This window comes from Desulfosceptrum tomskiensis (assembly GCF_049818055.1).
Lineage (GTDB): Bacteria > Bacillota > Desulfotomaculia > Desulfotomaculales > JASEER01 > JBFLVT01.
Window position 1 is genome coordinate 673,280 of the sequence record NZ_CP187479.1, and the last position, 14,573, is coordinate 687,852.

The following is a 14,573-nucleotide window of genomic DNA, read 5'->3' on the forward strand; positions in this document are numbered from 1 at the left end:
ACGGCAAGGGAGGCGAGGGAATGTCTGGGCAGAATACCAGGCCTATCCGCAAATATCGTGAAGGAAACATTACTTCCGCATTCTCTACCGACCTGCTGCTCCAGGGAATGACCTGTGTACCCAGCATGTTGCTGCGCTATTACAAGCGGATGGGGCTCACCGACACCGAAATGATGCTCCTGGTGCACATTATCCGCCTCCACAGCGAAGAAAAGAATTACACCCCTTCAGCGGAAGAACTGGGGCAGCTGATGGCCGGAGGCAAAGAGCAGGTCGAGCGCGATTTGGCCAGCCTTTCCGAGAAGGGCATGCTCGGGGTTACCGAGTACTACCTTACCGAGCACAAACCCGTTGTCCTGGGTTTTGACCTTGAACCGTTGTATGAGAAGCTTTCCGAACTCTGGGCCCGGAAGAAGGTCCGGGAGCTTGAAGAGCTGAAAGCGGTGCTTGAGTCGAACGGGGCGGGGGAAGACAGGGACTTCGGACGCCTTTGCGGCGAGTTCGCGGAGGAGTTCGGCCGGCCGCTTTCGCCGATAGAGGCTGAGCAGATCGAACACTGGTTGGGGCAGTTCAACGCCGACATCATCCGCGAGGCGTTGCGCCGGGCCGTGCTCATGGGCAAACACAACTTCAAGTATATCGACCGTATTTTGCTGGAATGGGGCAAGAACAACCTCAGGACCGTTGAAGAGGTGGCACGGTATGAGGACGGCTTCCAGAAGCGCAAGCAGAAGAAAGCCACGGCGGCCCGTACCGAACCGAGATCTAAGGAATTGGCCGTTCTGAAAAGCCTTTACTTCTGAGACGGATCATAAACAGCGATTGGTTTCGCCGGGCTGTACCCCCGGCGAGCCTGTTTTCAGAAGGACTTGCTGTGCGGAGGCCTGATCGTGACGCCGGAGTGCAAGATATGTGAGGACCGGGGCATCATTTTCGACGGGAAAGAGGCCAAGCCCTGTGACTGCGTTCGGGAGAGAAACCTTCGCCGCCGGGTTGAGAAAGCAAACCTGCCCCCCAGGTTGCGCGGACATACCTTCGACCGGTTCAGCCTGCGCTATTATTCCAAAATAATAAGGGACGACAGGGGACGCTCGGCTTTTGACCATGCGGCTGACGCTGTTCGGCACGCCAAGGAGTTTGTAGAGGCCTATCTCGTCGGAGAAAGCCGCGAAGGACTTATGTTTTGCGGCGACGTCGGAGCGGGCAAAACCTTTCTGGCCAGTTGTATCGCCAACGCTGTCCTCGAACGGGGCGGAGAGGTTTTATTTCTCGTCGTCCCGGACTTTTTGGATCAAATTCGCGCCACGTACGACGGAAGGGACGAGGTCACTGAGCGGGACCTTATCGAATGCGCCAAAAACGTGCCGTTGCTTATACTGGATGACCTCGGCGCGCACATGTACACGGAGTGGGCGCGCCAGAAAATATATTCTTTACTGAACCACCGCCTGAACTATGAGTTGCCCGTCATCGTCACCACCAACCTGGATCTGGAGGGATTCGCGCAGCACCTTGGATGGCGCACAGCGTCACGGCTGTTCGAGATGTGCCGCATCTACAGGCTCATGCGCGAGATGGACATCCGCATCCGAAAGAAAAGAGACGCATTGGGGGATTAAGGTACCGGGTTTCTTGAGGCAGGCATATGATACCGGCCCATCAACGGAGCGCTTTAAAAGCGGCTCCGTTTTTTATTCAGCTAACGAATAAAATTCAGCCTTTTGGGATAATATCCCAGTATAAGAAGTCTCTAGGATGATGAAAATATCTTCCTGGAAAGGAGGGCAATATGAGGCGCTTCGTTATTGCCGTGCTTTTTGCGGCTGTATTGGCGTTTTGCTGGCAGTCAACGGCTTCGGCAACCGGCGCCGAACACACTTACTATACCATTCGCGAGGGCGATACGCTTTACGAAATAAGCAGGCAATTCAACACCTCTGTCGCCTTGCTGCAGGTTGTGAATGGTATCGAGGGCGACCTGATCTATCCGGGGCAGGTCCTCAAGGTGCCGGTGGGCGGGACGGACGAGGGGTATCGTATCCGTTTTTCGCAAGAAGACGTGATGCTGCTGGCGCGGGCTATCCATGCCGAAGCCAGAGGGGAATCCTTCAGCGGGAAGGTCGCCGTTGGCGCGGTGATCCTCAACCGCATCAACAGCCCGTTCTTCCCCAAGAGCCTTGCGGACGTCATTTTTGAGAAGACCGATGACGTTTACCAGTTTTCGCCGGTTGCTGACGGGTCCATCAATCTGACCCCCGACGAGGAGTCCATACAGGCGGCCATCGCGGCTTTGAAGGGCGAAGATCCCACGAACGGGGCGCTGTTCTTCTACAACCCCGACACCGCGAGCGACAAGTGGATCAGGACCCTGCCGGTGCTGACCAGGATCGGCAACCACGTCTTCGCCACGAAGACGTAAGAAGAACCGAATACTGAGGCGCCTCAACCGAGGCGCCTTATTTTTTTGCCAAAAAAAGGGGAACGGAAGCTAACGGCGAAATGCTATAAAAGAATTGCGGTAAGAGCAGGCTAGTTGATGGAGGCTGCTCGTCTTGGCACGGTTCCCTTCTTTTTCGCTTGCTAGAATATACAAGAGGTGACGCGATTGGCTGATCTGTCGGCCCTCTTTAAGCCCCGGTCCGTAGCCGTTATCGGTGCGTCCAAAGCCAGAGAAAAAATCGGCAACATCATCTTCCGCAACATCATCGGGAGCGGCTACCAGGGGAGCATTTTTCCGATCAATCCTAAGGAAACCGAGATAGAGGGTTACCGGGCGTACCCTGCGATCGGCGACGTTCCTGAAACGGTGGACCTAGCCGTCATCTCTCTTCCGGCCGAACGCGTATTGCCCGTGGTCGAAGCTTGCGGGCAAGCGGAAGTCAAGCACCTCATCGTCATCAGCGCCGGCTTTAAGGAAGTCGGCCACGAGGGCCTGGAAAGAGAGAAGGAAATAGTGAGCATCGCCCGGCGTTACGGGATGCGCATTGTCGGTCCGAACTGCGTGGGCGTCATGGATACCCACACCCCCCTGAACGCCTCCTTCGCCGCCGGGTTTCCCAGGAAGGGAAGCATCGCTTTCATCTCGCAGAGCGGGGCTATGCTGGTGGCCATCCTGGACTGGAGCCTGGCGACGGGCCTTGGGTTTTCACAGTTTATCAGCCTGGGCAACAAGGGCGACTTGACGGAAACCGAATTCATCGCCATGGCGGCGGACGATCCCAACACCAGGGTGATCTTGTGCTACATCGAGGACGTTGCCGGCGGCCGGGAGTTCCTGGACGTCTGCAGTCGCGTCAGCAGGAAGAAACCCATCGTCATCCTGAAGTCCGGGGCCAGCCAGGCGGGTGCCCGGGCCGCGTCGTCCCATACCGGCGCGCTGGCCGGCTCGGATCTCGCTTACGATACGGCTTTTCGCCAGGCGGGCGTCATCCGTGCCCGGAGCATGAGCGAGCTGTTCGATTTGGCCACCGCGTTCGCGACCCAGCCCATACCCAAAAGCAAAAAGGTGGCCATCGTGACCAACGCCGGCGGGCCGGGTATCGTGGCCACCGACCGCGTTGAGCAGGCGGGACTGGAGATGGCCCGCTTCAGCAAGAAAACACTGGAGGCCTTGCGGGCCGAACTGCCCAGGGAGGCCAATATCTACAACCCTGTCGACGTGCTGGGGGACGCGCGGGCGGACCGGTACCGCTTCGCGCTGGAGAAGGTCGTCGAGGACAGGTACGCCGGGAGCACCGTCGTACTGGTTTGTCCCACGGCCACGGCCGAACCGGTAGAGACGGCGAAGGCCATCCTCGACGTCCGGCAGGCCAATCCCGATAAGCCCCTTTTCGCCGTCTACATGGGCGGGGAATCCCTGGAAGAAGGCTGCAGGCTTTTGTCGAACAGCGGTATTCCCTGCTATACGTTTCCGGAGGTGGCCATTGGGGCCGTAAAAGGCCTGGCGCGTTACGCCGAGATCCGGTCCGCGCCGAAGGCCTTGGGCCCCCCGGTTTTTGAAGGGGTGAATCCGCAACGGGTACGGGATGTTTTTACAGCGGTCAGGGCCGACAACCGCGTCGTTTTGCTGGGCAGCGAGGCCGCCGAGGTCGTCCGGGCTTACGGGGTCCCCGCCGCGGCTACGAAGCTGGTCACGCGGGCTGAGGACGCCGTCCGGGCCGCGGAGGAGATCGGGTACCCCGTCGTGCTCAAAGTGGCATCGCCGAAAATAATCCACAAGACCGATATCGGCGGCGTCCGCATCGGCTTAAAGAACGCCGAGGAGGTAACCGACGGCTTCTGGGAAATCATGACGAACGTGCAGCGGGCGCTGCCCAACGTCGTCGTGCACGGCATCGAGGTACAGCAGATGGCGCCGAAAGGCCGCGAAATAATTATCGGGATGACGCGGGACATCACCTTCGGGCCCATGATCGGCTTTGGGCTCGGGGGGATTTACGTTAACCTGCTGAAGGACGTTGCTTTCCGGCTGGTTTACGGGCTGGACAGGCACGAGATTGAGAAAATGATTGCCGAGACCAAGGCTTTTACACTGCTGCGGGGGTATCGCGGGGAGGAACCCGCCGACATCGGCGCCCTGGCCGAGATCGTGGCCAGGGTGGCAAGGCTGGTTACCGATTTCCCGGCGATCACCGAGATGGATATCAACCCGGTCTTCGCCTATTCCAAGGGAGCGACTGCCCTTGATGTCAAAATAACAATTTCGTGAGGTGCGTGGAAGGTGAAAAGCCTGTTTCTCGTCGGACCGCCCGGGAGCGGCAAGACGGCCCTCGCTCTGGGCCTGGCGCTGAAGTTTCGCAAGGAAGGGAAATACGCGGGTTACTTTAAGCCCATCGGCTACGTGCAGAGCGCGGGGGCGAAGAGCGACGCGGACGGAGTGCTGATGGAGCAGGTCCTGGGCCTGAAAGAGGGGATCGAGGTCGTCGTTCCCCAGACGCTCAGCAACTTTTACCTGCTCGCCAGGGACGACGCCGAAGCCATCCGGAAAAGGATCCTGGAAGCCTATAAGATGCTGGTGTCGGTTTACGACCCGGTGATCATCGACGGGGCCAGCCTGCCGTGGGCGGCGGCGAGCTACGGGCTGGATTCGATCAGCCTTGCAGGGGAAATCGGGGCGGAAGTGCTCTGCACGAGCAACGTGCAGCACGACTACGACTTTGACGAGGCCCTCTTCCTGATGCGCTACGCTGCGGCCAACGGCGTCGGCGTGGCCGGCTGCGTCTTCAATAAGGTCCAGCGCCCGCTGCTGGCCAAGGCCGAGGGCGTCTACGCGAACATCCTGAAGGCGTCGGGGTTCCGTTACCTCGGTGCCGTCCCCAGGCGCCCCGAAATCCACGCCCCCACGGTCGCCGAGTTTTACGAGGTGCTGGGCGGCGAGATCTTAACCGGCCAGCAAAACCTGAACCTGCTGGTGGAAGACGTCCTGATCGGGGCCATGACCATCGAAAGCGCCCTGGACGCGCTACGCCGCTCCTTGAATAAAGCGGTGATCATCGGCGGGGACAGGGCGGACTACGCGCTGTCGGCGCTGGAGACGAGCACCTCGGTGCTGATCCTGACCGGAGGGCTTTACCCCAGCATCAGCGTGATCACCAAGGCCGCCGAAAAAGGCGTGCCTGTCATTCTCGTATACTACGACACCTATACCACCATCGAGAAAATCTCGGAGGTGGCCCGGCGGATCCGCCCCGGCGACGAGAAGGCCATCAGGCTGGCCGTCGAAAACATCGAACAGTTCTGCAACTGGAAACTGATTCTCGAAGCGCTGGCGGGTTAAAAAAGGTGCCCGCCGTGGCAACTGTCAGTTGACAGTTGCCAAAGCTTTGCGGACGGGCTGTCCCGGAACCAAGCATCCCATCTCGTATACGGTGGGATGTTTTTGTTTTGTACAAGTGGTTATATTGCTTGCCCCCTCTCATATATATATAGTGTTACTGTCATGCTTTGGAAAAAACTTCATCCCATAGGGATCATCCCGGGGGTGGTGAGTAGAAAGGTTTATGCTTTGGTTTTTGGGCGCACGATTTCTCTAAATTAAAGGGGGGAAAAGCTTCTCATGGATAGGCTTGATATCTTTCGGGACATGGCCGAAAGAACCGGTGGTGACATCTATATCGGCGTTGTCGGCGGCGTGCGCACCGGGAAATCTACCTTTATTAAACGCTTTATGGAGCTGTTCGTTGTCCCCAACATCAAGAACGTCTATGACAAGGACCGGGCGCGGGATGAACTGCCGCAGAGCGGGTCCGGCCGGACGATTATGACGACGGAACCCAAGTTTGTGCCGAGTGAGGCCGTCGAGATCGTTATCGGCCAGAATTTAAAGCTGAGGGTGCGGATGGTCGACAACGTCGGCTACCGGGTCGAGGGCGCGCTGGGGTACGAAGAGGAAGACGGCGTGCCGCGGATGGTCAACACGCCGTGGTTCGAGGAACCGATTCCCTTCCAGGAAGCGGCGGAGATCGGCACGCGGAAGGTGATCACCGAGCACTCCACGATCGGCATCGTGATGACCACTGACGGAACCATCACCGACATCCCGCGGCAAAACTACGTCGAGGCTGAGGAAAGGGTCATCGAGGAGATGAAGGACATGAAGAAACCCTTCATCGTCGTCCTCAACACCATCAAGCCTCGCGCGACCGAAACCGAGGCGCTGGTTGACGAACTGACCGACAAGTACGCCGTGCCCGTGCTTCCCATGAACGTCGCCGAGCTAAGCCAGGACGATGTCCTCGCCATTATGGAAGAACTCCTCTACGAATTTCCGGTTTCCAAGGTCGAGATCAAGATTCCGGCGTGGGTCCGCGAGCTGGACGCCAAGCACTGGCTTCGCGACCGGTTCGAGCAGGCGGTCCGGGATACCGTCCGGGGCGTGCAGCGTATCCGCGACATCAGCCGGGTGACCGCCAAGCTGAGCGAATACGATTTCGTGGAAGAAGTGCGCGTCACGGAGATGGACCTCGGCGTCGGGTCGGCGGAGATCGAGATCCGGGCCAAGAGCAAGCTTTTCTACGACGTGATCAGCGAACAGACCGGCTTCGCGGTGTCCGGGGACCACGACGTCTTTCGCCTGATGCTCCAGCTGGCCGTGGCGAAACGGGAATACGACAAAGTGGCGCAGGCCTTGCAGGATGTCAAGGAAACCGGTTACGGCATGGTTACTCCGCACCTTAACGAGATGAACCTGGAGGACCCCGAGCTGATCAAGCAGGGAAGCCGCTTCGGGGTGCGTCTCAAGGCCAGCGCTCCTTCGCTGCACATCATCAGGGCCAACATCACGACCGAGATCACGCCCATTATCGGAACGGAAAAGCAATGCGAGGACTTGGTCCGCTTCATCCTGAACGAATTTGAAGAAAATCCCAAGAAAATTTGGGATTCCGAGATTTTCGGCAAGTCCCTCCACGACCTGGTCAGGGAGGGCATCCAGAACAAGCTCCAGCGCATGCCGGAAAACGCGCAGGTCAAGTTGCAGGAGACCCTGCAGCGCATTGTCAACGACGGCAGCGGCGGCCTGATCTGCATTATTATCTAAAGCACTTTGCAAAAAGAATCAAACCAGAAACCCATCTCCGAAGAGATGGGTTTCTATGTTAGGAGCCCGCAATGACCTGCGCTCCGGCTATCACGGATCTCTGCGCAGCCTGCAGTGATCTTTCGACCACTGCAGACCATTACGACTTCCGTGATAACCTTTGCTCGACCAAGATAACTACCTTGTGAGCTACAGGCAATCTCTCGACTGCCTGTAACCCAAACCTGCATAGGTGTTCCGGCAGCCATCTTGGTCTTAGTTCGAACAATAAGTCTCCCTTGTGACCTGTATACAATCCTTCGGACTGTACACAAGCCTGCCGGAAAACTTATTGCTCTTCCCTCCGGCCCATACCGAGCCGTTGCGACCCGGTATGAACCTTTGGCCGATTACTACCGAGCCATTTTGACCCGGTAGTAATCTTGACTCGGCCATTACGAACCCTTGGTCATAGTATGGCTTGAATTCAAGGATATATGAGGGAATATCCTGGCAAAGAGCATCCGGCCGATGCTGATTTGACGAGGTTTGTTTAAATTTACCAACCCTATGAGTAACTATTTAGTTATTAACGGTGCCGTTAATGAGCATACTAGGAGTAAATATCGGCAAAAGGGGGTTTGAAAAGGTATGATCAGCAGTCCGGCAACACTCACCGAGTACTTCCTGCAGGTGGACAACCGTCTGCCCAAGGAAGCGACGCGCGTCCTGAGGGCTCTGGGGGAACAGGGCAGAATGAATAAAGAGGAATTGTCGCTGACCTCCAGGGTTAAGAGGGCCGTGCTCGATCACATCGTGATGCAGCTTTACGCTCTGGGGCTGGTGGACGTTACCGCCGAGGGCAAGAGCAAGATTTGCAGTCTAACTAAGCTGGGTGAAGAATTCATCGAGCTCAAATCGGAAGAAGTCACCCTCCAGTGACAGGCCGCCCGGCCTGTCACTGTTGTTTTGCCGGTATGTCCCAACTATAATGTGATAAAAGAAGAATTTGCCGGGAGAGGACATGCCTGCATATCAGTGGCATATTAAATCGGGGGAGCCGGAACTGGAGCGACTGCTGATCCGGGAATGCGCGTTATCGCCCCTGCTGGCGCGGCTTCTGATTAACCGGGGCGTCGGCTCGCCTGAAGAAGTACGGAGCTTTTTGGACGGTACCCTCTCCGACCTGCCGCCCTCCGGCGCGATGCGCGATCTTGACGCCTGTGTCGCCGCAATCCGTGAAGCTATTGCGTCAGGAGAAACCGTCCTGGTTTACGGAGACTACGACGTCGACGGGATGACGGCTACGGCTGTACTGGTTAAGGCCATTCGGCATCTGGGCGGCCGCGCCGTTTTCTATTTGCCCACGCGCGCCGACGGTTACGGCGTGCACCTGCAGGCCCTGGCCCAGGCCAGAGAGCAGGGTGTCAATCTGGTGGTTACCGTTGACTGCGGCGTAACCGCGGTCAAAGAAGTCATCGCAGCAGGGGAGATGGGGCTGCGTATCATTATAACCGACCACCACCAGCCCAAAGGTGACTTGCCCGCCACGCTGACCGTCAATCCCAAGAGGCCCGACTGCTGCTACCCTTTTAAAGACCTTGCCGGAGCGGGGGTCGCTCTAAAGGTGGCCACAGCCCTGCTCGGCGACCGCCGTAACAAAATAAACGAAATAGAAGAAGAACTCCTGGGGCTCGCCTGTTTGGGGACGATAGCCGATGTTGTTCCGTTGGTTGGGGAGAACAGGATTATCGTCAGGCTGGGCCTGCCCTTTATCAGGAAGAACGTCGGCCTCGCCGCCCTGGCCTCGGCGGCCAGGCTCCCCGCCGCTATGACCGTCCGCGACGTGGCCTGCGGCATAGCCCCGAAGCTGAACGCTGCCGGCCGGCTGGACAGCGCGGCCCTAGGGGTGGAACTGCTGCTGGCCGATGACCCGTCCGACGCCGGCCGGATCGCGGACGAACTGTTGTCCTTGAACGCAGTGAGGAAGGACCTCGAAGACAGGGTCAGCAGCGAGGTGATGGCTGCCGTCAGCGAGTGGAGCTCGGTCCCGCCGGTGGCCGTATTCGCCGGGGAAGGGTGGCATCCGGGAGTTACCAGCGTGGTTGCTTCACGGCTGGCGGACAAGCTGAACATACCGGTGGTCTTGATGGCCGTCGAGGGCGAGGCGGCGCGTGGCTCGGCCCGCAGCCCTTACCGGTTCAACATGTTCCACGCCCTTGAGCAATGCCAGTCTTACCTGACGGAGTTCGGCGGGCACCGGAACGCGGCGGGGTTTGTGTTGCCCGCCGCGGCGATCGGAGAATTTGTCAGGGCCATACAGGAGCACGCGGCCGCTATGGCACCCGCCGAAGGACCCATACTGGAGATCGACGCCCAGATTGTTTTTGATGACCTCACCGAGGAACTGGTGCAGGAAATTGAACGCCTGTCTCCTTGGGGCAACGGCAACCCCCAGCCGGTATTCTGCGCGCGGAACCTGCGTGTGGAACGCGCCCGGCTGGTCGGCAAGGACCAGCAGCACTTGAAACTTACGGTGGCCCAGGGCGCCAGGAGATTTGAAGCGATTGCCTTCGGGTTCGGCAAAGAGATGGGCGATATCGCGTCCTGCCCGGCGCTGGATCTGGCCTTCCGGCCCGAGATCAACGAGTGGAACGGGCACAGGAGCCTCGAACTGCGCGTCATCGACTGGCGCGAGGGGGACGCCTTCCCCCGCCGCGTAACAGCGGGGTCGCTTTACCGGAAGGCGCTCGCCCTCCGGGATGTCATTCTCCCGAACATCGACAGCGATTACTGGCTGGCGAAAGACGAGGGGATCAGGGCCGGCAGCCCGTCGCGAATCTTTGACCTGCGTGACATGCCCGACCGGATGGCGCATCTCAGAAAACTGGTTCATGAAAAAACCCCCGCCTTCATCGCCGTCTCGACGCGGGATACCGCTCCCAGGCTGGCACTGGGCTTGGGCCTGAACGACGGCAAGGCCGCCTTTTTGCATCCGCATCTGCCTGATCCGGACAGGGAACAGATAGTGAAGCGGTGGCTGGCCGGCGAGATTCCGGTGCTGGTCGCGCAGCCGCTCGATCTGCCTGAAGAGGCCCGGACGGAGAGAGTGATCGTTTACGACCTGCTCCTGACCTGGAGCGACTGGCTGACCGCCGCGGGCGCGGGGAAGGAACTGTACCTCCTGCACGCCGCTGTCGACCAGGAACGCAACCGTTTGACCTTAAAGACCATCGCCCCCAACCGCAGAGTCATAGGCTGCGTGTACACGGTCCTCAGGAAGGGCCAAGGCCGCCGGTTAACCGTGGAGCGGCTGGCCGGGAGCGTGCAGAGACTGGTGGAGGCTCCTGTGGCTCCCTGGACCGTACGTATCGGCCTGACCGTTTTAGCCGAGCTCGGCGTGCTGTCGTGGATCGAGGACGACGGCGGCCGACTGGAAGTCGACCTGGGGGCCGTTGCGGTGAGGCGCGGTCTCGGCTGTTCACCGACCTTCCGGCTCGCGCATAGGGTAAAGAGAGACTCGCTGGCCTGTCAAAAGTACTTCGCGCTCCAGCCCGCTGACGATCTCAGGACATTTTTCGGTGTGATATAATCTCCGTGGGTGGTAACCAAAGATGGCGTTTGACATGCTCTTAAAAACAATCAGGAGCTACAACAGCCGTGTCGACGAGGAACTGCTGCGGCGGGCTTACGCCTTTGCGGAGAAGGCCCACCAGGAGCAAAAACGGCGTTCCGGGGAGCCTTATATCAGCCACCCGCTGTCCGTAGCGCAGATCCTGGCCGACCTGGAACTGGACCAGGAAACGATTGTCGGCGCGATCCTGCACGATGTCGTCGAGGATTCACCCACCGAACTGGCCGTCATCAAAGACCGGTTCGGCGAAGAAATCGCCCTGCTGGTCGACGGGGTGACGAAGCTCAGCAGGCTGGAGTACCGTTCCAAGGAAGAGCACCAGGCTGAGAACCTGCGCAAGATGTTCCTGGCTATGGCCAAAGATATCCGCGTCATCCTCATCAAACTTGCGGACCGCCTCCACAACCTGAGGACCCTGGAGTATCACAGCGTTCAGAAACAGCGCGAAATCGCGCATGAGACGCTGGAGATTTTCGCTCCCCTCGCGCACCGCCTAGGGATTTACCGTATCAAGATGGAACTTGAGGACCTGGCCTTTCGCTACCTGGAGCCGGAGTCCTACTTCAGCCTGGCGGGCGAGATGGCCAAAACGGGGGAGGCTCGGGAGAACGTCATCAACGAGGCCATCCAGGTCCTTTCCGAGAAGCTGGAGGCCGTGGGGATCAAGGCCGATATCAACGGCCGCCCCAAACACCTGTACAGCATTTACATGAAAATGGTGAACCAGGAAAAAGGGTTGGACGAGATCTACGACGTTATCGGCGTCCGCATCATTACCCAGTCGGTCCGGGACTGCTACGCGACGCTGGGCGTCGTGCACACGCTTTTCAAGCCCATTCCCGGGCGTTTCAAGGACTTTATCGCCATGCCCAAGTCCAACATGTACCAGTCCCTGCATACCACGGTGGTCGGTCCCAGGGGCGACCTGGTGGAGATTCAGATCAGGACCTGGGATATGCACCGTACGGCGGAGTACGGCATTGCCGCACACTGGCGCTACAAGGCCGGCGGCAGGAGCGACAAGGATTTTGACGAGCGGCTGGCCTGGCTGAGGCAGCTCCTGGACTGGCAGCACGAGCTGCGCGACGCCCGCGAGTTCATGGAAGGCCTGAAAATCGACATCTTTGCCGATTCGGTCTTCGTCTTTACGCCGAAAGGCGACGTCATCGAACTGCCCGCCGGATCGATACCCCTGGATTTCGCCTACCGCATTCACACCGACGTCGGCAACCGGTGCATCGGGGCAAAGGTCAACGGCAGGCTTGTCCCGCTGGAGTACAAGTTGAAGAACGGCGACATCGTCGAGATCCTGACCGCCAAGCATCCCAGCCCGAGCCGGGACTGGCTGAACATCGTCAAGACGTCGGCGGCCAAGACGAAGATCCGCAACTGGTTCAAGAAGGAACAGCGCGAAGAGAACGAGATGCGCGGGCGTGAGGCCCTCGAGCGGGAAGCCAAAAAGCAGGGCCTGGACGTGGAGGTCGTCAAGTCGGAAAAGGTGGTCGAGGTCGGAAAGCGCTACGGCTTTCAGACCATCGGCGACGCTTACGCCGGCGTGGCTTTGGGCGTGGTGTCGGCCGCGACGCTCGTGCAGCGTTTGAAGGACCTCACAAAGACGGGGCCTGTTGTTAAGAAATACAAGCGCGACGCCAAGCGGTGGACGAAAAGCACGCACGGCGTTCTCGTGAAAGACGCCGGGAACATGCTCGTCCGGCTGGCGCATTGCTGCAACCCCGTTCCGGGCGACCCCATCGCCGGGTACATCACGCGCGGCCGCGGCGTGTCGGTCCACAGGGCCGACTGCCGGAACATCGTCATCTGGCAGGAGAAGGAGCGGGAAAGGCTGGTCGAGGTCAAGTGGGACGACGACTTCGACGAGCCGTTCCAGGTCCGCTTGGAGATTCAGGGGCTGGACCGCGCGGGGCTCCTGGGCGATGTGATGGCCGTGCTTACGGAAATGAAGATCAGCGCGAGCTGGGTGGCGGCCAGGACGGGCCGGGACGGCGAAGCCAGCATCGACCTGATCATCGCCATCAACGGCCTGGACCAGCTGTCCTTCATCTTCGGCAAACTGGCCCGGGTGAAGGACGTGTATGACATACGCCGGATCTGCTCGGGATGCTGAAATTGGTAGTCGGTAGTCAGTAGTCGGTAGTGGGTGGTGGGTCACCGGCAGTGGAGGTTGGATGAGTGCGGGCAGTCGTTCAAAGGGTGGAGAAGGGTTCGGTGCAGGTCGGCGGAAAGACCGTCGCCGCCATCGGTCCGGGCATGGTGATTTTGCTGGGCGTGGGGCGGGAAGACCAGGTGGACGACGCCCTTTTCCTGGCCGATAAAATCGTCGGGCTCAGGATTTTCGAGGACGGGCAGGGGAAGCTCAACCGCTCGGTTATTGAGACTGGGGGAGAGATCCTGGTCGTTTCCCAGTTCACCCTTTACGGGGACTGCCGCAAAGGCCGGCGGCCGAGTTTCACCGCGGCGGCCGAGCCGGGGAAGGCCGTAAAGCTGTACGAGGCATTCGCCTCGCGCTGCGAGGAACTGGGCGTCCGTACCGCGCGGGGGCAGTTTAGGGAGCATATGCGGGTGGAAATCATAAACGATGGCCCGGTGACTTTGCTGCTGGACAGCAGGAGGGAGTTTTAGCCGGGCAAGGGGTGTAAAGAGTGCAGTTTGCGATGCTGACCGTCGGAATGTTGGATGCCAATTGTTATATTGTTGGATGCCCCGAGTCGAGGGATGCCGCGGTGGTCGATCCCGGCGGGGATGTTGACAGGATCCTGGGCGCGGCGCGGGACAAGGCGCTGAAGATCAAGTGGATCGTCCTGACGCATGTGCATTACGACCACATCGCGGGTCTGCCCGAGCTCCAGGAGCGTACCGGCGCCAAGCTGGCCGTCCATCGGGACGACAACGGGGCGCTGGCCGATCCCGGGCGCAACCTTGCGCAGTTTTTCGGCGGGCCGGCGCGGTTTCCGGCGGGCGACCTTCTTCTCCTCGACGGCGACGAGATACCGCTGGGGAAGATCAAACTGCGCGTCATTCACACACCGGGGCACACCCCGGGAGGGATATGCGTCCTCGACGGGAACGATCTTTACACCGGCGACACTCTTTTCGCCGGGGCGGTGGGGCGGCCCGACCTTCCCGGCGGGGACTTTCCGACTCTCATCCGGAGTATCAAGGAGAAGCTTCTGGCGCTCGATGACGGCGTTCTGGTTTATCCGGGGCACGGGGAGGCCAGTTCCGTAGGCAGGGAGCGCCGGAGCAACCCGTACCTGACCACCGAATGGTAAGCGAACCTGGGAACGCGCGCTGGCGGATAATCTTGACATCGGGCGAGATATTCGCGTAGAATCTCGAAAGAAGGCTCCCGTCCTCTTTCCCCTGGGGTGCGGGAGCCGTCATTTTAGTGCATAAGGGAGAGCC

General features: G+C 59.5%; 11 protein-coding genes. All 11 read left to right on the forward strand.

What is annotated here, in order from left to right; translation table 11 throughout:
- The first annotated feature begins 20 nt into the window (after positions 1 to 20).
- The 11 genes from ACPV0M_RS03430 to ACPV0M_RS03480 all read left to right on the forward strand — a co-directional run bounded on the left by ACPV0M_RS03430 (position 21) and on the right by ACPV0M_RS03480 (position 14,440).
- Entirely contained in the window at positions 21 to 803 is a 783-nt protein-coding gene (locus ACPV0M_RS03430) for a DnaD domain-containing protein (protein ID WP_425621575.1), read from the forward strand.
- A gap of 87 nt (positions 804 to 890) precedes the next feature.
- Positions 891 to 1,619 (forward strand): ATP-binding protein, encoded by a 729-nt coding sequence (locus ACPV0M_RS03435; RefSeq protein WP_425621576.1) that lies wholly within the window; start codon positions 891 to 893, stop codon positions 1,617 to 1,619.
- Between the two features lie 170 nt (positions 1,620 to 1,789).
- Positions 1,790 to 2,419 carry a cell wall hydrolase gene (locus ACPV0M_RS03440; RefSeq protein WP_425621577.1) on the forward strand — a complete coding sequence of 210 codons (630 nt, stop codon included), beginning with the start codon at positions 1,790 to 1,792 and terminating at the stop codon, positions 2,417 to 2,419.
- 186 nt (positions 2,420 to 2,605) lie between these two features.
- Positions 2,606 to 4,708, forward strand: a complete 2,103-nt coding sequence (acs, locus tag ACPV0M_RS03445) for an acetate--CoA ligase alpha subunit (protein WP_425621578.1) — start codon at positions 2,606 to 2,608, stop codon at positions 4,706 to 4,708.
- Positions 4,709 to 4,720: 12 nt separating this feature from the next.
- On the forward strand, positions 4,721 to 5,776 hold the full coding sequence (locus tag ACPV0M_RS03450; protein WP_425621579.1) for a phosphotransacetylase family protein: 1,056 nt from the start codon (positions 4,721 to 4,723) through the stop codon (positions 5,774 to 5,776).
- A gap of 279 nt (positions 5,777 to 6,055) precedes the next feature.
- Positions 6,056 to 7,537: a stage IV sporulation protein A gene (gene spoIVA / locus ACPV0M_RS03455; protein WP_425621580.1), complete on the forward strand. Its 1,482-nt coding sequence runs from the start codon at positions 6,056 to 6,058 to the stop codon at positions 7,535 to 7,537.
- A gap of 630 nt (positions 7,538 to 8,167) precedes the next feature.
- Positions 8,168 to 8,458, forward strand: a complete 291-nt coding sequence (locus ACPV0M_RS03460; RefSeq protein ID WP_425621581.1) for a transcriptional regulator — start codon at positions 8,168 to 8,170, stop codon at positions 8,456 to 8,458.
- A gap of 82 nt (positions 8,459 to 8,540) precedes the next feature.
- A complete protein-coding gene (gene recJ, locus ACPV0M_RS03465; protein ID WP_425621582.1) occupies positions 8,541 to 11,108 on the forward strand; it encodes a single-stranded-DNA-specific exonuclease RecJ in 2,568 nt (855 codons plus the stop codon).
- Between the two features lie 22 nt (positions 11,109 to 11,130).
- Positions 11,131 to 13,275 (forward strand): RelA/SpoT family protein, encoded by a 2,145-nt coding sequence (locus ACPV0M_RS03470; protein ID WP_425621583.1) that lies wholly within the window; start codon positions 11,131 to 11,133, stop codon positions 13,273 to 13,275.
- A gap of 65 nt (positions 13,276 to 13,340) precedes the next feature.
- The gene (gene dtd / locus ACPV0M_RS03475; protein ID WP_425621584.1) at positions 13,341 to 13,790 is read left to right on the forward strand and encodes a D-aminoacyl-tRNA deacylase; all 450 of its coding nucleotides are present in this window, start codon (positions 13,341 to 13,343) and stop codon (positions 13,788 to 13,790) included.
- A gap of 20 nt (positions 13,791 to 13,810) precedes the next feature.
- Positions 13,811 to 14,440 carry an MBL fold metallo-hydrolase gene (locus ACPV0M_RS03480; RefSeq protein WP_425621585.1) on the forward strand — a complete coding sequence of 210 codons (630 nt, stop codon included), beginning with the start codon at positions 13,811 to 13,813 and terminating at the stop codon, positions 14,438 to 14,440.
- The last annotated feature ends 133 nt before the right edge of the window (positions 14,441 to 14,573 follow it).

Coding starts and splice junctions, on each gene's coding strand:
- ACPV0M_RS03430 (WP_425621575.1), top strand. CDS start 21: ATGTCTGGGCAGAATACCAGGCCTATCCGCAAATATCGTGAAGGAAAC.
- ACPV0M_RS03440 (WP_425621577.1), top strand. CDS start 1,790: ATGAGGCGCTTCGTTATTGCCGTGCTTTTTGCGGCTGTATTGGCGTTT.
- spoIVA (WP_425621580.1), top strand. CDS start 6,056: ATGGATAGGCTTGATATCTTTCGGGACATGGCCGAAAGAACCGGTGGT.
- ACPV0M_RS03460 (WP_425621581.1), top strand. CDS start 8,168: ATGATCAGCAGTCCGGCAACACTCACCGAGTACTTCCTGCAGGTGGAC.
- recJ (WP_425621582.1), top strand. CDS start 8,541: ATGCCTGCATATCAGTGGCATATTAAATCGGGGGAGCCGGAACTGGAG.
- ACPV0M_RS03470 (WP_425621583.1), top strand. CDS start 11,131: ATGGCGTTTGACATGCTCTTAAAAACAATCAGGAGCTACAACAGCCGT.